The organism is Microbacterium sp., assembly GCF_051860965.1.
GTDB lineage: Bacteria > Actinomycetota > Actinomycetes > Actinomycetales > Microbacteriaceae > Microbacterium.
Genome location: NZ_JBIMKU010000006.1, coordinates 82,920 through 102,117, shown reverse-complemented (window position 1 = coordinate 102,117; position 19,198 = coordinate 82,920). Strand labels below are relative to the sequence as shown.

Below are 19,198 nucleotides of genomic sequence, written 5' to 3'. Positions count from 1 at the left end.
ATGGACATCATCCTCATCCCCGGACTCTGGCTCGACGCCGACTCGTGGAGCGACGTCATCCCCACGATCGAAGCGGCAGGGCATCGCGCGCACCCGCTCACGCTTCCCGGCGTCGGTGCTCCCGCTCAGGAATCAGCCGACATCGGCATCCAGGACTGGGTCGACGCGGTCGTCGCCGAGATCGATCGGATCGACGCGCCCGTCGTGGTGGTCGGCCACAGCGGCGGCGGCAATGTCGCGTGGGCGGCGACCGAGGCGCGGGCCGACCGCGTCGCGCGGGTCGTGCTCGTCGACACGGTCGCACCGCCCGAGGGCGGCCAGATCTCGGAGTTCGAAGTCGTCGACGGCGTCATCCCGTTCCCGGGGTGGGACTTCTTCGATGAGGACGACGTCGCCGATCTCGACGCCGAGACGCGAGAGCGTACGGCGCCGGCGGGGAAGAGCGTCCCGGCGCGCGTTCCGACGGATCCGATCGCGCTGGGCGAGGGCAAGCGCCACGCCGTACCGGTCACGCTGCTGTCGGGCGGAATGGATGACGCGACGTTCCGTCAGGTCATCACGCAGTGGGGTCCGTACGCCGACGAGTTCGCCGCGATCCAGGATGCCGAGGTCGTGCGCCTCGGCACGGGCCACTGGCCGCAGTTCTCGAAGCCCGTCGAACTGGGTGAGGCGATCGTCGCCGCGGCGCGCTAGTGCCCCATCCCCAGGCCGCCGTCGACGGGGATCACGGCCCCTGAGATGTAGGCGGCGTCGTCCGACGCGAGCCACGTGACGACGCCGGCGACCTCGTCGGCCGTCGCGAAGCGGCCGGCCGGGATGTTCTTCTTGTACTCGGCCTGCGTGTCCTCGGGCAGTTCGGACGTCATGTCGGTCTCGATGAAGCCCGGGGCGACGACGTTCGCCGTGATCCCCCGCGCGCCGAGCTCGCGGGTGAGTGAGCGGGCGAAGCCGACCAGCGCCGCCTTCGACGACGAGTAGTTGATCTGTCCGGCCGAGCCGTAGAGGCCGACGACCGACGAGATGAGGATGACGCGCCCCCAGCGGGCGCGCAGCATCCCCTTCGATGCCCGCTTGACCACGCGGAACGTTCCACCGAGGTTCGTCGCGACGACGGAGTCGAAATCGTCCTCGCTCATGCGGAGCAGCAGCGTGTCCTTCGTGATGCCCGCGTTGGCGACGACGACCTCGACCGGGCCGAGCTCGTTCTCGACCGCGGTGAAGGCGGCGTCGAGGGCGGCCGAGTCGGTCACATCGGCGCGGACGGTGAAGGTGCCCTCGGGGCCTTCGCCCGAACGCGCGGTGACGGCCACACGGTAGCCCTCGGCGACGAAGCGCGAGGCGATCGCGCGGCCGATGCCGCGGTTTCCGCCGGTGACGAGGACGACGCGATCGGTGGTCATGGCGATACTCCTGTACGACGGGGATGGAACCGCCCCAGCCTATCGGCGCGGCGTTTGACACCCGATGCCACGCGCTGGGAGCCTGGAGCGAGCATCGACGAAAGGCCACAATCGTGAGCACGCCCGACTCCTCGACCCCCGCAGAGCCGACGCCCCCGGCAGAGGGCACCGCCCCGCCCCCGTACGCGCCGCCCGCGTACACGCCTCCGCCCGCTTATACGGCACCGCCCGCCTACGCCCCCGCAGCCGAGCAGCCGTACGGCTCCCCGCCCGCATACGGCACCGCGCCCGCGGCACAGGGACCGGGATCGTATCCCCCGCCCTATCAGGCCGCTCCCCCCGCCTACGGCGCTGCTGCTCCGGCCTACGGGTACGGTCAGGCGCAGCCCAAGACCAACACCCTGGCGATCGTCTCCCTGGTGGCGAGCATCGTCGGCTTCCTGTGGATCCTCCCCTTCATCGGCAATCTCGCGGGCGTCATCACGGGTCACATCTCGCTCAAGCAGATCAAGCAGACGGGGGAAGGCGGTCGCGGGATGGCGCTCGCAGGCGTCATCGTCGGGTGGGTCGGCCTCGGCATCCTGATCCTCGTGGCGCTTGGATTCCTCTTCTTCTTCGTCATCGCCGTCTCGTCGGGGAACGGGCGCTACTCGTAGCCCGATACCGATCCCGACGCGCCCGGCCGGGCGTACCCTGGAACCGTGAGGAACTCCTCGGAACGCCCGTCTGCGACCTCGCTTCCCCCGTCGCCGCACGATGAGGCGCACGGCCGCGAAGTGCGGTATCTGGTCATGATGGGCATCCGCGTCGTCTGCATCATCCTGATGGTCGCCATCACGCCCTACGGCTGGTACACGTGGGTGCTGGGCGCGGGTGCCGTCTTCCTCCCGTACGTCGCGGTCGTCCTCGCCAATGTGGCGAGCGACGTCGGCGGCGCCGAGCCGGAGAACCCCGAGCGTGCGCTCCCGCAGCGTCCCTCCCCTGCGACTGCCCCCGCTCATGCGGTCGACGTGATCCGCATCCAGGAGAGCCCCGCCGTCGAACCGCCTCGTCGCGAGGAAGACGCGTGACCGAGGACGACGTCGACCGCACGTGCTCGCGGGCGGGATGCCGCGCGTCGGCGAACTGGCGGATCGACTGGCGCAATCCCAAGATCCACGGACCCGAGCGGCGCAAGACCTGGGTCGCATGCGACGAGCACGTCGACTATCTGCGCTCCTTCCTCGCCGCGCGCGACTTCCCCCTCGACGTGTCGACGCTCGAGGTCGTGCCGTGAGCCGTCGCGAGTCCGCACCGGCGGCCGTCCGCTGGACCGCGTACGTCGCCGTCGCGATCGTCTTCGCCATCGCCTGCGCGTTCCTGTCGAACTGGCAGTTCACCCGCAATGCCGCGCGTTCCGCGCAGCTCGCCCTCGTCGAGGCGAACTACGACGCGCCAGCCGTGCCCCTCTCGGACGTGCTGCAGGCGGACGGCGCCCTGAACCCGCTCGACGAATGGCAGCCCGTCGAACTGGTGGGCGAGTACCTGTCGGGCGATCAGCTCCTCGTGCGCAACCGCCCGCACGGTGGAACCGCGGCGTTCGAGGTGCTCGTGCCGTTCCGGCTCGACGACGGTCGCATCATCGTCCTCAACCGCGGGTGGGTGCCTCCGGGTCGGGATCAGCCCGATCCCGACGCCGTTCCCGGTGCCCCCGAGGGCTCAATCACGGTCGTCGCCCGCGTGCGTCCGGGTGAGGCCGATCCCGGCGGCGGGCGCACCGCCGACGCGGGCAAGGTGCCCAACATCAACCTGCCGATCATCGCCGAAGCCGTGTCGCCCGAGGTCGCCGCGGATCTGGAACAGGGCGCCTACGGCATCGTCGTCTCGGAGGATCCCGCCGCGGCGTCGATGCCCAACGCACTCGAAGCTCCGACGGAAGACCCCGGACCCCATCTGTCGTATGCGATCCAGTGGATCCTGTTCGCGATCATGGGCTTCATCTTCATCGGCTACGTCATCCGCACCGAGCTGCGGCACCGCCGCGAGGACGCGGAGGATGCCGCAGTCGGCATCACGACGGTCCGCAGGCCCGCGGCATCCGCCCGTCGCGACCGTGACGCGGAGGACGAAGACGCCCTGCTCGACGCTCGCTGAGCCGGCAGGCCGAGCGCGGGATCCGCCGCGGCTCCCCGACCTCCGTCGGCGGGCTACGCCAAGGTGATGAGGTCGGCGTAGTCGCGGCCCCAGATGTCCTCGACCCCGTCGGGCAGGATCAGCACGCGCTCGGGGTTGAGCGCCATGACGGCGCCCTCGTCGTGCGAGACCAGCACGACCGCGCCCTCGTAGTGCGCGAGGGCGTCGAGGATCTCCTCGCGCGACGCGGGATCGAGGTTGTTCGTCGGCTCGTCGAGCAGCAGCATGTTCGCCGACGAGACGACGAGCGTCGCGAGCGACAGCCGCGTCTTCTCGCCGCCCGAGAGAACGCCGGCGGGCTTGAGCACATCGTCGCCCGTGAAGAGGAAGGATCCCAGCACCTTGCGGGCTTCGGTGGCCGTGATGTCGGGGGCGGCCGACATCATGTTCTCGAGCACGGAGCGCTTCACGTCGAGGTTCTCGTGCTCCTGCGCGTAGTAGCCGATCTTGAGTCCGTGACCGGGTTCGAGCTGGCCGGTATCGGGCTGGTCCACGCCTGCGAGGATGCGCAGGAGGGTCGTCTTGCCCGCGCCGTTGAGGCCGAGGATGACGACCTTCGAACCGCGGTCGATCGCGAGGTCGACGTCCGTGAAGATCTCGAGCGAGCCGTAGGACTTCGACAGTCCCGAGGCCATGAGCGGGGTCTTCCCGCACGGCGCGGGCTTGGGGAACCGCAGCTTGGCGACGCGGTCCTCTTGACGCACGTCATCCAGTCCCGACAGCATCTTCTCGGCACGCGCGACCATCTGGTGCGCGGCGGCGGCCTTCGAGGCCTTCGCGCCGAACCGGGCCGCCTGCATCTGCAGCTGCGTCGCCTTCTTCTCGACGTTGACGCGCTCCTTCTTGCGGCGCTCCTCGTCGGCCACCCGCTGGCGCAGGTAGTTCTTCCAGTTCATGTTGTACGTGTCGATGACCTGGCGGTTCGCGTCGAGGTAGAAGACGCGGTTGACGGTCTCGCCCACCAGCTCGACGTCGTGGCTGATCACGATCAGCCCGCCCTTGTAGTTCTTGAGGAACTCGCGCAGCCACACGACGCTGTCGGCGTCGAGGTGGTTGGTCGGCTCGTCGAGGATCATCGAGTCGGCATCGGAGAACAGGATGCGAGCGAGCTCGATACGCCGGCGCTGACCGCCCGAGAGCGTCGACAGCGGCTGGTCGAGGATGCGGTCGGGCAGCGAGAGGTTGTTGGAGATGATCGCGGCCTCGGCCTCGGCCGCGTACCCGCCGAGCGACTCGAAGCGCTCCGTGAGGTGCGCGTAGCGCTTCATGGCCTTCGCGGCGACCTTCTCGTCGGCATCGCCCATCGCGAGGGTTGCCTCGTGCATCTCGATCGCGAGCGTGCCGAGCCCACGGGCGTCGAGGATGCGCGTGCGGGCCAGCATCGTCGGATCGCCCGACCGCGGGTCCTGCGGGAGATAGCCCAGCTCGCCGCTGCGCTCCACCTTGCCGTCCGCGGGCATGAGGTCACCCGCCAGGACCTTCGTGAGCGTCGTCTTGCCGGCACCGTTGCGACCGACGAGACCGACCTTGTCGCCCGCCGAGACGCGGAACGAGACGTCTGACATGAGCACGCGCGCGCCGACGCGGATCTCGAGATCGTGTACGGCGAGCACGGCGAAACGTCCGTTCCATCGGTGGAGTGTGGGGGTGAGGTCCTGGGACGAGCCCAGGGACCGCGGCAGGATCCAGAGGGATCACGGCCAGCCTCCCAGTATAGGCGGGCGCACCTGCCCGTCCGCTGTGACCGGCCCACAGGCGAACGCACGAGAGATCGTGCACTGCGTCCAAGAAGGTGCACGTTCCTGCCCCTAGGCTGAACCCATGTCTGCCATCGCCTCTGCGCCGCATCGCCCGGTGCTCGCCGATCTCATCGCCCGTCCCTCGAGCCGCGCTCGCGCGTTCGCCGTCGATGCGGGCCTCGTCCTCGCGGGCGCTGCGCTGGTCGCGGTGCTCGCACAGGTCTCGATCCCGCTGTGGCCCGTTCCGATCACCGGCCAGACCCTCGGCGTCATCGTCGTCGGGGCGGCGCTCGGCGCCCGCCGCGGCGCGGCCGCACTCGTGACGTACATGCTCATCGGCCTCGCGGGGCTGCCCGTCTTCGCCGACTTCATCGGCTCGCTGGCAGCCGTCGCCAAGCCGAGCTTCGGATTCGTGATCGGGTTCGTCTTCTCCGCCTACGTCGCCGGGTGGTTCGCGGAGCGCGCGTGGGACCGGCGCCCGGTCCTCGCGTTCGCGGGCTTCGCGGCTGCGAGCGCCGTGCCGTTCGTGTTCGGCATCCCGTACATGGCCGTCGTCCTCAACGTCGTGATGGGCCTCGACCTCTCCTTCGTGCAGATCCTGGAGGCCGGCCTGTTCCCGTTCATCGTGGGCGGTCTTGTCAAGGCTGCGATCGCGGCGCTCGCCATCCCCGGCGCGTGGGCGCTGGTCCGCAGAGCGGACGCGCGCAAGCGCTGACCCCGACGCGCGAAGAGACCCCCGACCGAACTCGGCCGGGGGACTCTCGTCTCGAGCGTCAGCCCTTCGCGACCGCCGTCGCGGCAGCGAGCTGCTCGACGATAGAGGGCAGGATCCACGGCAGCGTCAACGCCGTCGGCGAGATCGCCGCGACGTTCTCCTCGCCGACGATGGCGCCCACGGCACCCTTCGCGACGGCGGGGATGAGCTGTGTGCGAGCGGAGGTGAGGAAGGTCTCGTTGTCCGCCTCGAGCTCCGCCTGCGTGAAGATCACCTCGGCGTCGATCTGATCGAGGTTCTCGCTGCTCACGGTGGTGTAGAAGGTCGACTCGCCCGTGTCGAGCGCGGTCACCGACGGCGCCGTCACGAAGCCGAGGTCCTCGAGGATCTCGACGCGCGGGTCTGCCGGCAGGTACAGGTAGAACGTGTCGACGTCGTCATCCGCGAAGGCGATCGTCGTGCCCGCGAAGTCCGGATTCTCGGCGGCGGCATCCGCCACCTGCTGATCCAGGTCCGCGACCAGCTGCTCCGCCTCGGACTCGAGCCCGATGGCCTTGCCGGTCTCGGTGATGACGTCGCGCCACGGCGTCGACCACAGGGCCTCTTCAGGCGCGACGACGGCGATGCCGGCATCCGTCACCTGGTCGTACTCCTCCTGCGTGAGACCCGAGTACGGCGCGATGAGCACGTCGGCGTCGGCCGCGAGCAGCTCCTCGACCTTGAGCTCGTACGTGGCGTTGTCGAGGATGACGGGCTCCTCGCCGCCGAGGTCGGCGATGGCCTCCTCCACCCACGGCGTGATGCGGTTGTCGCCCCCGCCGTAGTCCATCGAGGCGATCGCGACCGGAACGATGCCCAGCGCCAGGACGGCGTCGGTGGCACCCCAGCCCCACGTCGCGATGCGCTCGGGCTTGGTCTCGATCGTGGTCTCGCCGTAGATGTGCTCGAACGTGACCGGGAAGCCCGCGCTCGCACCGGTGTCGCCGCCGGCGGTGTCGTCCGCGGCGCTGTTCGCGCCCGCGCAGCCGCTGAGGACGAGCGCTCCGGCGACGGTGAGCGCGGCGAGGGACGCGGCGCGCGTGGAGAGGGAGGTCATGCTGTGTGTTCCTTTCGGTGGGGTCAGGCCTCGTCCGCAGCAGCGTGAGCGCCGCCGGGGACCGGGATGACGAGGGGTGTGGCGGTGAGGGGGTCGGGGATGACGAGGGCGTCGAGGTCGAACGCCTGAGCGACGACCTCGCTCGTGAGCACCTCGCCAGGCGCGCCGTGCGCGACGACACGGCCCGCGCTCATCACGATGAGGTCGTCGGCGTAGCGGGCCGCGAGGTTCAGCTCGTGCAGCACCACGACGATGGTCGTGCCGTCCGTGCGGTTGAGCTCGCGCAGCAGATCGAGCACCTCGATCTGGTGGCTGAGGTCGAGGAACGTCGTGGGCTCGTCGAGCAGCAGGATGCGGGGCTCCTGCGCGAGGGCCATCGCGATCCAGACGCGCTGACGCTGACCGCCCGACAGGTCGCCGACGGGTCGCTCGGCCAGGGCCGCGACCCCGGTCTTCGCCATCGCGTCGTCCACGCGGGCCGTGTCGGCCGCGCTCCAGCGCTGGAAGACGCCGCGGTGCGGGTGCCTCCCGCGCGAGACGAGTTCCGCCACAGTGAGTCCGTCGGGAGCGGTCGGATGCTGCGGGAGCAGCCCGACGCTGCGGGCGAAGCGTCTGCGCGGCAGGGTGGCGACATCCACCCCGTCGAGCTCGACCCTCCCGCCCAGCGGCGGGTTGACGCGCGCCAGGACGCTCAGCAGCGTCGACTTTCCGCAGGCGTTCGCGCCGATGATCATCGTGATGCGGCCGGGGGCGAACTCGAGATCGAGCCCGTCGATGACGCGACGGCCGGGGTAGCCGGCGGCGAGTCCTCGCGCGGCGAGGCGCGGCGGTGCGATGGCGGAGGTCACAGCTGGCGTCCTTTCGACGTCGCGAGCAGCCAGAGGAGGAAGACGGCGCCGAGGGCTCCTGTCACGACGCCGACCGGCACCGAGATGCCCGGCAGCGCGAACTGTGCGACGAGATCCGCCCCCGCGAGGAGGGTGGCCCCGACCGCGGCGCTCGTGCCGATGCCGATCGCGCCGTGACCGAGGAGCGGGCGGGCGATGGCGGGCGCGCACAGGGCGATGAACGAGATGGGTCCGACGAAGGCGCAGGTCACCGACGTGAGGATGACCGCCGTCACGACGGCGACGATGCGCACGGTGTCCGGCTTCACGCCGAGCGACGATGCGCTCGACGCTCCCATCTGCGTGAGCGGCAGCCAGCGCGCGCAGGCGACGACGGCCGGAAGTGCGAGCACCACCACGACGAGCACTGTCACGAAGTTCCACCACGGGGTCGAGGCGAGACTCCCGGTCAGCCAGATGAGGGCAGCCTGCGCGAGCTCCACCTGCGCCCGCACCATGAGGTAGCTCGTGATCGCCGTGCACAGGAAGGCGACGCCGACGCCCGCGAGGATGAGTCGATACCCGCCGTCCGCCCGGTGGTGTCCCGCCAGGAGGAGGAACGCGGCGACTGCCAGGCCGCCCGCGAAAGCGGCGACGGCCAGCAGCGGTCCGGTCAGGCCCACGATGAGGATCGCGAACACCGCGGCGACGCCCGCTCCGCCGCTGATGCCCAGCAGATCGGGACTCGCCAGCGGATTGCGCAGCAGCGACTGCAGGAGCGCACCCGCGATGCCGAGGGCGGCACCCACGACGACGGCCATGGCGAGCCGCGGCATCCGGACCTGGAAGACGACGTAGGACTGCGCCCGGTCTCCCCCGCCCCACAGCGTGCGCCAGAGGTCCGCGGGGGCGATCGCGTACTGCCCCGCCGAGAGCGAGACGACAGCGACGGCGAGCAGGGCGACGAGCACGACGAGCACGACGAGCAGCCGCCGACGGCGCACGTGCGCTCTGATCTCGACCACCGACCGCGCGGCGACCCGGTGCTCGGCGACGACCGTCCGGTTCACAGCGCCACCGCCTTGCGGCGCAGCACGAGCGAGATGAGCACGGGTGCGCCGACGAACGCGACGACGAGCCCCGCCTGGATCTCACCGGGGAGCGCGATGACACGGCCGAGCACATCCGCCGCGAGCAGCAGGATCGCCCCCGCAGGTGCGCCGATCGCCAGCAGCCAGCGATAGTCGCCGCCGACGATCGCGCGCAGCAGGTGCGGCACGACGAGACCGAGGAAGACGATGGGTCCGGCGATCGACGTCGCGCCTCCGCAGAGAAGGATCGCCGCGAGGATTCCGAGCCCTCGCGTGCGCGCTACGTTGTGGCCGAGTCCCGTCGCGGTGTCCTCGCCGAGCGCGATCAGGTCGAGGCCGCGCGCCGACGAGAATGCGATGACGGCGCCCAGGACGATCGGGATGGCGACGATCGCGACGGTGTCGAGACCGCGCATCGTGAGACCGCCGACCTGCCAGTAGCGGAACACGTCGAACGCCGTGATGGAGGTCGTCAGGATGAGGGTCGTGACCGCCGTGAGGCCGGCCGTCACAGCGGCTCCGGTGAGGGCGAGCTTCGCGGGGCTCGAGCCGTCCGGTCCGCGAGTGCCGATGACCGCGACGAGGACGGATGCCACCGCAGCGCCGGCGAAGGCGAACCAGACGAAGCCGGACGGCGCGGTGATGCCCCAGATCGTGATCGCCGCGAGGACCGCGACCGATGCTCCGGCGTTGATTCCGAGCAGGCCGGGATCGGCGAGCGGATTGCGCGTGAGTCCCTGCATGAGCGTGCCCGCGAGCGCGAGTGCCGCTCCGGCCAGGACGCCGATGACCGTGCGAGGGACGCGCTGGGTCAGGACCACGATGTGATCGGCGATCGAGAGATCCGGTCGCAGCAGCGCGTCGATCACGACGCCGGGAGCGATGGGGCGCGCGCCCACCATGAGGCTCACGACCACCATCGCCACGAGGAGGAGGATCGAGAGGACCAGCACGAGACGCCCGCGTCGATCGCGAGCGCTCGTCATTCCTGTCGCTCGGACTGCCCGAGCCGCCAGTAGCCCATGAAGGCGACGCGCTTGCGGTCGACCCCGCAGCCGGAGACGAGGTGACGTCGGAGGCTCTTCACCATCGCTGCTTCTCCCGCGATCCAGGCGTAGAACTCGCCGTCGCTGACCTCCGGGCTGTCCCACAGCAGCTCGAGGTCGACGTCGATGTCGGCGAGCTGCTGTCGTCGCGGTGCGGCGGCGAGGGAGAGCAGGCCGGTGGATGCCTCGGTCCAGGCCGCGATCGCCTCGCCGAGCGCGGCGCCGTGCCCGCGCTCATCTCGCGCGAGCCAGGTGACACGGAATCCCGGCGGCAGCTCGAGGTCGAGGATGTCAGCGGCCGTCGGCACCTCGATGAAGGCGTCGACGTCGCAGGCCGGGTCGAGCGACTCCAGGATGCCGCTGACGGCGGGCGCGGCCGTCTCGTCGCCCGCGAGCAGCAGTCGACGGGCCGAGCCCGGACGCCAATCGATCCCCGAGCGCGAGTCGGGACTGCGCTCGTCGGGCCCGACGATCACGAGCCGCTGTCCGGGACGCACGGCATCCGCCCACGCCCCCGCCGGCCCTGCGTCGTGGTGGACGACGAAGTCGACCGTGAGCCGCCGCGACTCCGCATCGATGCGCCGGACCGTGTACGTGCGCAGCGGGTTGCGGACGTCGGCGGGCAGATCGCGCCACCGGGTGTACCAGCTGCCGTCTTCGACCTTCTCGGGGTCCTCGTGACCGATGTCGCTGAACGTTCCGTCCGGGAGCGGCAGGAGGAGCTTGATCCGCTGATCGAGACCCGCCGTGCCGAAGACGTCCAGATCCGGTGCCGTGAAGACCACGCGGACGAAGTGCGGGGACAGCCGGATGACGTCGACGACGCTCGCGAGGTACGGCCGGTACGCGGGGCGGGTGGGCGTTTCCGTCGAGGAGGTCACGAAGTAAGGCTAGCCTTGCCTTCCCCGCGTCTCCAAATCCTGGCGTCAGTCGTAGAGCTGCCTCGTCGGGTAGCGGTCGCTGATCGTGCGGTTGAAGTAGGCGCCGGGGCTCGCGGCATCCACCAATCCCCGGTGCACCGACGGAGGCACCGCGAAGCAGCGGTAGACATCGCCGCTCGTGAACTCGATCTCGAGCACAGCGGTGCCCGCGTCGTACCCGACCGACGCGATCACGCTCGAGGTCACGGGCTGTCTGCGCACGGCTTCAGGCTAGCGAGCGGCTTCGTGCGCGTGGCCCATCCGAAGGCCCGGCACGAGCGCGAGGAGCGCGAGGACGCCCGCGATCGCGAACACGATCGGGAACCCGGCATCCGTCACCGTCAACGCCGTGAAGACGAGTCCCATCGTCGCGATCGCGCTCGCGGCGCCGACGGCGTCCGAGATCGACAGCGCCGACGAGTTGAATCCCTGATTCTGCGGCGTCGAGTACGCGAGGGTGAGCACCGTCAGCCGCGGATACATGAGGCCCATTCCCGCTCCGGCCAGCGCCCAGGTCGAGATGAGCACCCATGCCGGGAGCTGCCACAGCGCCGTCGCGGCGGCGAACGCGGTCGCCGCGAACAGCAGCGTCGTCCCGATCACGGTGATGCGGGTGTTTCCGAGGCGATCGCCGAACCGTCCCTGAACGTCGGCGGCGGTCGCCCAGGTGAGCGCGGCGGCCGTGAGCCCCAGGCCGGCCCAGGTCGGCGAGAAGTCGTAGTGGTCGATGAGCAGGTACGGCACGTAGATCTCGGCCCCGAAGAGCGAGCCGGCGATGAGACCCCGCATGAGGATGACGCTCGGCAGGCCGCGACCGGACCGCAGCGTGCGCGCGGGCAGGAGCGGCCGGATCGCGAGGACGATGACGACGATGGATGCCGCGACCCCCGCCCACGCCCACTCCCCCAGTTCGCCGGCCAGGCTGAGGCCGAGCGCGCCGACGGCGACCGCGAAGGCGCACAGCATCCGGGGCAGGATGCGGTCCGTCGAGGGATGGGCGCTGTCCATGGGCGTCGTCCACAGCCGCGCGGCGACCAGGACGTACGCGACGAGGGTCAGCCCCGCGACGCCGAGGAAGACCCACCGCCAGTGCAGGTACTCCGTCACGGCGCCGGCGAGGAACGGCCCGATCAGCGAGGGGACGACCCACGCGGCCGAGAAGGCCGCGAAGACACGGCCGTGCAGCTCCGAGGGGTAGATCCTGGCGACGACGACGTAGAGGGCGACGGTCATGCCTCCCGTGCCGAGCCCCATGATCAGCCGTCCTGAGACGAGGACCTCCATCGTCGGCGCGACGCCCGCGATCACGAGCCCAGCGAGGAACAGCAGGACGGCGCTCGACAGCGGCCACGCGGGACCGGATCTGTCGCACCACGCGCCCACCGCGACCATGCCGATGACGCTCGTCGCGAGCGTGCCGGCGAACGCCACGGCGTACAGCGCCGCACCGTCGAGGTCTGCCGCGACGATCGGCATGACGGTCGTCACGGCCAGCGCCTGCATCGCGGCGAGGAAGATGAGTGCGACGGCTCCGATCGTCACCCAGAGGTACTGCGGCGCCCAGACACTCCCGGGAGCGTCCTTCGCGACGAGGTCGACCGGCCCGGTCGGAGCGGGCTCGTGCGGGTGGCTCATGGCTGCGCGAGCGCACCGACGCGCTCGATCGCTTCGCGGAGCATGTCGGGTGAGCACCCGAAGTTGATGCGCACGAAGCCCTTGCCCTCGTCGCCGAAGAGCGGACCGTGATGGAACGCGACCTTCGACCGCCGCAGGATCTCGCGCGCAGGGTTGTCGCCCCAGCCGTAGGCGGAGACATCCACCCACGCGAGATAGCCGGCGTCCGGCTCGACGTAGGTCGCGAGAGGAAGGTGCTCGGCCAGAAGCTCCGACAGCAGCGTGCGATTGATCGCGAGCGCCGCCAGCAGACTGTCGACCCAGCCGTCGCTCTCGGGCGAGCACGCGGCGACGTGCGCAAGACCTCCGAAGATCCCCGTACGCCACTCCACCTCGGCAGGAAGACGCCGGAGCTCGTTCGCCTGACGATCGGCCCCGCCGATCATGACGGCGCATTTGAGGCCCGCGAGGTTGAACGTCTTGCTCGCGCTCGTGACGGCGTAGCCGACACGACGAGCGGCATCGGAGGCCGTGAGGAACGGCGTGAACACGATGGGCGCGTGCGCGAGGGGTCCGTGGATCTCGTCGCTGACGACCGGGATGCCGAATCGCTCCGCGAGTTCGGCGAGGGCAGCCAGACTCACGCGCGAATGGACGGTGCCCGTCGGATTGTGCGGGTTGCACAGCAGGATCGCCCGCGCTCCCGCCTCGAGCGCCGACTCGACGCCGTCGAGGTCGATCTGCCACCCGACATCCGTCCGCTGCAGAGGGACGCGCTCGACGACCGCGCCCGCCTCTTCGACGGTGTCGTAGAAGGGGGGATACACGGGCGGCATGACGATGACGCGGTCACCCGGTTCGACGATGCGTCGCAGGATCTCGACGACGCCCATCATGACGTCGGCCGTCCAGAAGACGCGGGACGGGTCGACGTTCCACCCGAAGCGGCGCTGCGCGAAGCCGACGAAGGTCTCGCGGATGCCGGGCGCCGGCGGGGTGTAGCCGGTGTCGCCGAGCTCGACGGCGCGCTGGAGAGCCCCCGTGATCGCCGGCGCGAGGGGGTAGTCCGTCTCGGCGACGAAGAACGGGAGGACGTCGTCTCCGTACTTGCGCCACTTCGTGCTCGACCGCTGTCGCAGAAGATCCAGGGGAAGTGCTTCGAGGGGGGTGACGCTCACCCATCGAGCCTATCTGCGGACCGCTCCCCGACGAGAGGTGTGCGTCACCGTATGAAGGTGCCCGTCAGATGCTCGTGAACGTACTCGGCCACGACGATGCGGCACCCGCCGCGCACGTCGCCGAATCGGTCAGATGGCGAAGCCGAGGGCGCGCATCATGTCGCGGCCGTCGTCGGTGATCCGCTCGGGGCCCCACGGCGGCATCCACACCCAGTTGATCCGGAAGCGCTCGACGACATCGTCGAGTGCCTGCGCCGTCTGCTCTTCGAGCACGTCGGTCAGCGGGCAGCCGGCGGACGTCAGGGTCATGTGGATCACGAGAGCATCGTTCTCGTCGTCCCAGCCCAGGTCGTAGATTAGCCCCAGATCGACGACGTTGATCCCCAGTTCGGGGTCCATGACGTCCTTGAGCGCTTCGGTGACCTCGTCGTACTTCTCGGGTGCGAGGGTTGCGGTCATATAACGATCCTACGCGTCCGCGTCGACGACGGGCTCGAGGAACCGGTCGTAGCCTTCGTCTTCCAGGCGGTCGGCGAGCTCGGGGCCGCCCTCCTCGACGATCCGGCCCGCAACCATGACGTGCACGAAGTCGGGGCTGATGTAGCGGAGGATGCGGGTGTAGTGCGTGATGAGCAGCACACCGAGGTCGGTCTCGGCCTTGGCGCGGTTGACGCCCTCGGACACGATCTTGAGCGCGTCGACGTCGAGGCCGGAGTCGGTCTCGTCGAGCACGGCGATCTGCGGGCGCAGCAGCTCGAGCTGCAGGATCTCGTGGCGCTTCTTCTCGCCGCCCGAGAAGCCCTCGTTGACGTTGCGCTGCGCGAACTTGGGGTCCATGCGCAGGTTCTTCATGGACTGCTTGACGTCCTTCGTCCACGTGCGGATCGCGGGCGCTTCGCCGTCGATCGCGGTCTTCGCGGTGCGCAGGAAGTTCGTCACCGTGACGCCGGGGATCTCGACGGGGTACTGCATCGCGAGGAAGAGTCCGGCGCGTGCGCGCTCATCGACCGACATGGCCAGGACGTCCTCGCCGTCGAGCGTGATGGAGCCGCTGACGACCTGGTACTTCGGGTGACCGGCGATCGTGTACGCCAGCGTGGACTTGCCCGAGCCGTTGGGGCCCATGATCGCGTGGGTCTCGCCCGTGCGGATCGTGAGGGTCACGCCGTTGAGGATCGGGGTGGTTCCGGCATCCGTCTCGACGGTGACGAACAGGTCGCGGATCTCGAGGACAGTCATGAGATTTCCTTAAGGATGGTGGGGTCGATGAGCACGTCGTCTCCGTCGATCACGACGGCGTAGACGGGGACGGGCTCGTACGCGGGGAGGTTGAGGGGGCGGCCGGTGCGCAGCGAGAACGCCGAGCCGTGGGCCCAGCACTCGAGCGTCTCGCCGTCGACGAAGCCCTCGGCGAGGGAGATGTCGCCGTGCGTGCAGGTGTCGCCGATGGCGTGCACCTCGCCGTTCGAATCGAGCACGACCGCCATGGGCACGCCGTCCACCTCGACGCGGATGGCGGCGTCCTGCTCGAGTTCGCTGAGCGCGGCGACGCGCTGCGCGCTCACAGCTGCGCTCCGCGGGTGAGCTCGACCTCGATCGCCGCGAAGAGCTCCTCTTCGAGGTCGGGGATGCCGATCTTCTGCACGATCTCCGCCAGGAAGCCGAGCACGACGAGGCGGCGAGCCTGCTCTTCGTCGATCCCGCGCGCCTGCAGATAGAACAGCTGCTCGTCGTCGAAGCGACCCGTGGCGCTGGCGTGGCCTGCGCCCTGGATGTCGCCCGTCTCGATCTCGAGGTTCGGGATCGATTCGGCGCGCGCGCCGTCGGTCAGCACGAGGTTGCGGTTGGCCTCGTAGGAATCCGTGCCCGTCGCATCCGGCCCGATCAGCACGTCGCCGATCCAGACGCTGCGGGCGCCGGCACCCTGCAGGGCGCCCTTGTAGAGCACATCGCCCTTCGTGTGGGCTCCCTTGTGGTGCAGGTAGACCTGGCTCTCGAGGTGCTGTCCGGCGTCGGAGTACGACAGGCCGAACAGCTCGGCCTCGGAGCCCGTGCCGGCGAGCTCGACGGAGGGGTTCACGCGTACGACGCCGCCGCCGAAGCTCACGACGATGTGGCGGAGCTTGGCATCCTTGTCGACGCGGGCCTGGTGGGCCGACACGTGGATCGCGTCGTCCTCCCACTGCTGCACCGAGACGACGTCGAGCTTCGCGCCGTCGCGGACGATGATCTCGAGGTTCTGCGCATGGGTCGCCGTGCCGCGATGACGCAGCAGCACGGTGCCGCGCGAATTGGGCTGCGCTTCGATGACGACGTGCGCGTGGGCGAGGCCGGGGGTTCCGACGAGGTCGATCACGACGGGCTCGTCGAGCTCGACGCCCGCGGGGATCCGCACGAGCGGCGCGACCGGCTCCTGCGCCCACGCGATCGCGCTGGGCAGGTCCTCGGGGCGGAACACCTCGCCGCGGGGCGCGTCGCCGATCTTCAGCTCGATCTGCTGGACGACGTCCGGCGCGTTCACCGTGACGTCCATGACCCCCGTGGGGCCCGCCTCGTCGACGAAGAGCGGCGCGAGACGCGCGATCGGGGTGTGCTTCCAGTTGACCTCGAAGCCCGCGGGTGCCTCGAAATCGGCGGGGTCGAACGACCACGGCCGGGCGGAGCGGGTCTGCACGGGCACGAAGGCCGCGGCAGGGTCGATGTGGCCCTTCTCGCTCACGGCGGGGGCCTCTGTCGTGGAGCTCATCTAGCCGACACTGCCTTCCATGCCCATCTCGATGAGCTTGTTGAGTTCCATCGCGTACTCCATCGGCAGCTCACGAGCGATCGGCTCGATGAAGCCGCGCACGATCATCGCCATCGCCTCGTCCTCGGGCATGCCGCGGGACTGCAGGTAGAAGAGCTGCTCCTCGCTGACCTTCGAGACCGTGGCCTCGTGCCCGAGCTGGACGTCGTCCACCCGGATGTCGATCGCGGGATACGTATCGGAGCGCGAGATCGAGTCCACCAGCAGCGCGTCGCAGCGGACCGTGTTCGCGGAGTGGTGGGCGTTCGCATCCACTCTCACCTCGCCGCGGTACCCGGCGCGGCCGCCGCCTCGCGCGATCGACTTCGAGACGATCGACGACTGCGTGTACGGCGCCATGTGGATCATCTTGGCGCCGGCGTCCTGGTGCTGGCCGGGGCCGGCGAACGCGACCGACAGGGTCTCGCCCTTGGCGTGCTCGCCCACGAGGAAGATCGACGGGTACTTCATCGTGACCTTGGAGCCGATGTTGCCGTCGATCCACTCCATCGTCGCGCCCTCGTGCGCGATCGCGCGCTTGGTGACGAGGTTGTAGACGTTGTTCGACCAGTTCTGGATCGTCGTGTACCGCACGCGGGCGTTCTTCTTGACGATGATCTCGACGACGGCCGAGTGCAGCGAGTCGCTCTTGTAGATCGGGGCCGTGCAGCCTTCGATGTAGTGCACGTACGAGCCCTCGTCGGCGATGATGAGCGTGCGCTCGAACTGGCCCATGTTCTCGGTGTTGATCCGGAAGTAGGCCTGCAGCGGGATCTCGACGTGCACGCCCGGGGGCACGTAGACGAACGAGCCGCCCGACCACACCGCCGTGTTGAGCGCGGCGAACTTGTTGTCACCGGCGGGGATGACGGTGCCGAAGTACTCCTCGAAGAACTCGGGGTGCTCGCGGAGGGCCGTGTCGGTGTCCATGAAGATGACGCCTTGGGCCTCGAGCTGCTCGTTGATCTGGTGGTAGACGACCTCGGACTCGTACTGCGCGGCGACGCCGGCGACGAGGCGCTGACGCTCCGCCTCGGGGATGCCGAGCTTCTCGTACGTGTTGCGGATCTCCTCGGGGAGCTCCTCCCACGAACCCGCCTGCTTCTCGGTCGAGCGCACGAAGTACTTGATGTTGTCGAAGTCGATCTCGCTGAGGTCGGCGCCCCACGTCGGCATCGGCTTGCGCCCGAAGAGCTGGTAGCCCTTCAGCCGCGTCTTCAGCATCCATTCGGGTTCGCTCTTGAGACCCGAGATGCCTCGCACGACGTCCTCGTTGATACCGCGCTGCGCGACGGCGCCCGCGGCATCCTCGTCGTGCCAGCCGAACTCGTATTGGCCGAGCGAATCCAGCTCGGGCCGGTCGATCAGGACATCCGACATCGTCACACTCTCCATCTGGGCCGCAACGGTGTCATCCGCCCCGGCATTCCTGCTCCCCCGGTGGAGTTACCGGTGGGGGATGCCGCTGGTGGGCCCTCATCAGGTGGCGCAGTCCATCGCGCCTAAACTGTCAATGGACGGCGGCGCCTTCGCGCCCGCAGTCCGACCCCTTGATTCTACAGGCTCCGCCCCGACACCGGGTGGCGCCCGCCGCCCATTCGGGCCCGATCCTCAGGAGGCCGCGCCCCATGACGCCGGAATCGACGAGCGCCGCACGCCCGGGTCTGCCCACGCGGCTGTGGCGCCGGCTGCCCTCCCGCGTCGGTCGCGGCGCCCGTGTGCTGGCATGGCTGGTGCTGATCAGCAACGTCGTGATCGTCGCGACGGGCGGCCTCGTGCGTCTGACCGGCTCCGGAATGGGATGCGAGACATGGCCGTACTGCACGGCGGGCTCGCTCGTCCCGACGCAGGAGCTCGGCATCCACGGCCTCATCGAGTTCGGCAACCGCACGCTCACGGGTGTCCTCGTCGTCATCGCGCTCCTGGCGTTCCTCGCCGTCGTGCGCGTCCCGCGCCGTGACCTCAGGACCCTCGCCTTCGCGAACGGCATCGGCATCATCCTCCAGGCCGTCGTCGGCGGCGTCATCGTGTGGCTGCACCTGCCGCCGGTCCTGGTCGGCATCCACTTCGTCATCTCGGCCGCCCTCGTCGCCAACGGCGCGGCGCTCGTTCACCGCACGAACTCCGCGGGCGGCGCGCGCACCCGCGCCGTGTCGAGCGGATTCGCCGGGCTCGCCTGGGCGACCGCCGCGGCGACCGTCGTCACGGTGCTCGTCGGCATCCTGCTCACGGGCTCCGGTCCGCACGCGGGTGACGACGAGGCCGCCCGCAACGGACTCGACCCGGTGCTGTGGCAGCACATCCACTCGTGGCCCGCCTACGTGCTGTTCGCGCTGACGATCGCGCTGTTCATCGCATCCTGGCGCACCGAACCGGCACTGCGTCTGCGCCTGTGGGTCGGACTCCTGCTCGCGACCGAGGTCGTCCAGATCGCCGTCGGGCTCTGGCAGGCCCGTACGGGCCTGCCGATCGTCCTCGTGAACATCCACATGGTGCTGGCCGTGACGCTCGTGGCCGCGATGACGGCGGTCGTGATGAACCTCTCGGCTCCCGTCGTGACGGCGCCCGACTCGGCGACGGCCGAAGCAGAGGCATCCATCGCCCGCTGACGGTCA

At 69.8% G+C, this 19,198-nt stretch carries 22 protein-coding genes; 7 read left to right on the top strand and 15 right to left on the bottom strand.

All coding sequences use genetic code 11. The features are described 5' to 3' along the window. Positions 1–693, top strand: a complete 693-nt coding sequence (locus ACTIFV_RS12865) for an alpha/beta fold hydrolase (protein ID WP_439593188.1) — start codon at positions 1–3, stop codon at positions 691–693. Here the strand turns inward: ACTIFV_RS12865 and ACTIFV_RS12860 are convergent. Further along, positions 690–1,400: a beta-ketoacyl-ACP reductase gene (locus ACTIFV_RS12860; protein WP_439593187.1), complete on the bottom strand. Its 711-nt coding sequence runs from the start codon at positions 1,398–1,400 to the stop codon at positions 690–692. The two genes, ACTIFV_RS12865 and ACTIFV_RS12860, sit on opposite strands and share 4 nt — an antisense overlap. A gap of 113 nt (positions 1,401–1,513) precedes the next feature. Between ACTIFV_RS12860 and ACTIFV_RS12855 the strand changes: the two genes are divergently transcribed. From ACTIFV_RS12855 to ACTIFV_RS12840, 4 genes are read left to right on the top strand one after another with little or no spacing between them, the layout of a single operon-like run. Further along, positions 1,514–2,056, top strand: coding sequence for a DUF4190 domain-containing protein (locus tag ACTIFV_RS12855; RefSeq protein ID WP_439593186.1), 543 nt, complete (start codon positions 1,514–1,516; stop codon positions 2,054–2,056). A gap of 45 nt (positions 2,057–2,101) precedes the next feature. Further along, positions 2,102–2,470 (top strand): DUF3099 domain-containing protein, encoded by a 369-nt coding sequence (locus ACTIFV_RS12850; RefSeq protein WP_439593185.1) that lies wholly within the window; start codon positions 2,102–2,104, stop codon positions 2,468–2,470. Continuing rightward, complete coding sequence (locus tag ACTIFV_RS12845; protein WP_439593184.1) at positions 2,467–2,676, top strand: hypothetical protein; 210 nt, start codon at positions 2,467–2,469, stop codon at positions 2,674–2,676. The genes ACTIFV_RS12850 and ACTIFV_RS12845 overlap by 4 nt, the downstream gene beginning before the upstream one ends. Beyond that, a complete protein-coding gene (locus ACTIFV_RS12840; RefSeq protein WP_439593183.1) occupies positions 2,673–3,533 on the top strand; it encodes an SURF1 family cytochrome oxidase biogenesis protein in 861 nt (286 codons plus the stop codon). The genes ACTIFV_RS12845 and ACTIFV_RS12840 overlap by 4 nt, the downstream gene beginning before the upstream one ends. Before the next feature lie 53 nt (positions 3,534–3,586). On the opposite strand, the gene ACTIFV_RS12835 is transcribed toward ACTIFV_RS12840, so the two are convergent. Beyond that, a complete protein-coding gene (locus ACTIFV_RS12835) occupies positions 3,587–5,185 on the bottom strand; it encodes an ABC-F family ATP-binding cassette domain-containing protein (protein ID WP_439593182.1) in 1,599 nt (532 codons plus the stop codon). 208 nt (positions 5,186–5,393) lie between these two features. Here ACTIFV_RS12835 and ACTIFV_RS12830 point away from each other — a divergent pair, with 208 nt between their 5' ends. After that, positions 5,394–6,026, top strand: coding sequence for a biotin transporter BioY (locus tag ACTIFV_RS12830; RefSeq protein WP_439593181.1), 633 nt, complete (start codon positions 5,394–5,396; stop codon positions 6,024–6,026). 58 nt (positions 6,027–6,084) lie between these two features. On the opposite strand, the gene ACTIFV_RS12825 is transcribed toward ACTIFV_RS12830, so the two are convergent. The 13 genes from ACTIFV_RS12825 to sufB all read right to left on the bottom strand — a co-directional run bounded on the left by ACTIFV_RS12825 (position 6,085) and on the right by sufB (position 17,963). Continuing rightward, positions 6,085–7,122, bottom strand: a complete 1,038-nt coding sequence (locus ACTIFV_RS12825) for an ABC transporter substrate-binding protein (protein WP_439593180.1) — start codon at positions 7,120–7,122, stop codon at positions 6,085–6,087. Between the two features lie 23 nt (positions 7,123–7,145). Then, positions 7,146–7,970 (bottom strand): ABC transporter ATP-binding protein, encoded by an 825-nt coding sequence (locus ACTIFV_RS12820; protein ID WP_439593179.1) that lies wholly within the window; start codon positions 7,968–7,970, stop codon positions 7,146–7,148. After that, positions 7,967–9,019 (bottom strand): FecCD family ABC transporter permease, encoded by a 1,053-nt coding sequence (locus ACTIFV_RS12815; protein ID WP_439593178.1) that lies wholly within the window; start codon positions 9,017–9,019, stop codon positions 7,967–7,969. Before ACTIFV_RS12815 ends, ACTIFV_RS12820 begins: the two co-directional genes overlap by 4 nt. Next, positions 9,016–10,026, bottom strand: a complete 1,011-nt coding sequence (locus ACTIFV_RS12810; protein ID WP_439593177.1) for a FecCD family ABC transporter permease — start codon at positions 10,024–10,026, stop codon at positions 9,016–9,018. The genes ACTIFV_RS12815 and ACTIFV_RS12810 overlap by 4 nt, the downstream gene beginning before the upstream one ends. Beyond that, on the bottom strand, positions 10,023–10,967 hold the full coding sequence (locus tag ACTIFV_RS12805) for a siderophore-interacting protein (protein ID WP_439593176.1): 945 nt from the start codon (positions 10,965–10,967) through the stop codon (positions 10,023–10,025). The genes ACTIFV_RS12810 and ACTIFV_RS12805 overlap by 4 nt, the downstream gene beginning before the upstream one ends. A 45-nt stretch (positions 10,968–11,012) precedes the next feature. Continuing rightward, positions 11,013–11,228 (bottom strand): KTSC domain-containing protein, encoded by a 216-nt coding sequence (locus ACTIFV_RS12800; RefSeq protein ID WP_439593175.1) that lies wholly within the window; start codon positions 11,226–11,228, stop codon positions 11,013–11,015. Between the two features lie 9 nt (positions 11,229–11,237). Further along, a complete protein-coding gene (locus ACTIFV_RS12795; RefSeq protein WP_439593174.1) occupies positions 11,238–12,641 on the bottom strand; it encodes an MFS transporter in 1,404 nt (467 codons plus the stop codon). After that, positions 12,638–13,798, bottom strand: coding sequence for a MalY/PatB family protein (locus tag ACTIFV_RS12790; RefSeq protein WP_439593173.1), 1,161 nt, complete (start codon positions 13,796–13,798; stop codon positions 12,638–12,640). The genes ACTIFV_RS12795 and ACTIFV_RS12790 overlap by 4 nt, the downstream gene beginning before the upstream one ends. A gap of 129 nt (positions 13,799–13,927) precedes the next feature. After that, positions 13,928–14,257 carry a metal-sulfur cluster assembly factor gene (locus tag ACTIFV_RS12785; protein ID WP_150921129.1) on the bottom strand — a complete coding sequence of 110 codons (330 nt, stop codon included), beginning with the start codon at positions 14,255–14,257 and terminating at the stop codon, positions 13,928–13,930. 9 nt (positions 14,258–14,266) lie between these two features. Beyond that, entirely contained in the window at positions 14,267–15,037 is a 771-nt protein-coding gene (gene sufC, locus ACTIFV_RS12780; protein ID WP_439593172.1) for a Fe-S cluster assembly ATPase SufC, read from the bottom strand. Then, the gene (locus ACTIFV_RS12775; protein WP_439593171.1) at positions 15,034–15,363 is read right to left on the bottom strand and encodes a non-heme iron oxygenase ferredoxin subunit; all 330 of its coding nucleotides are present in this window, start codon (positions 15,361–15,363) and stop codon (positions 15,034–15,036) included. Before ACTIFV_RS12775 ends, sufC begins: the two co-directional genes overlap by 4 nt. Then, positions 15,360–16,544 carry a Fe-S cluster assembly protein SufD gene (gene sufD, locus ACTIFV_RS12770; protein WP_439593170.1) on the bottom strand — a complete coding sequence of 395 codons (1,185 nt, stop codon included), beginning with the start codon at positions 16,542–16,544 and terminating at the stop codon, positions 15,360–15,362. The genes ACTIFV_RS12775 and sufD overlap by 4 nt, the downstream gene beginning before the upstream one ends. Then, positions 16,545–17,963: a Fe-S cluster assembly protein SufB gene (sufB, locus tag ACTIFV_RS12765; protein ID WP_439593169.1), complete on the bottom strand. Its 1,419-nt coding sequence runs from the start codon at positions 17,961–17,963 to the stop codon at positions 16,545–16,547. Between the two features lie 248 nt (positions 17,964–18,211). On the opposite strand from sufB, the gene ACTIFV_RS12760 reads away from it, so the two are divergent. After that, positions 18,212–19,192: a COX15/CtaA family protein gene (locus ACTIFV_RS12760; RefSeq protein WP_439593168.1), complete on the top strand. Its 981-nt coding sequence runs from the start codon at positions 18,212–18,214 to the stop codon at positions 19,190–19,192. Positions 19,193–19,198: the final 6 nt, after the last annotated feature.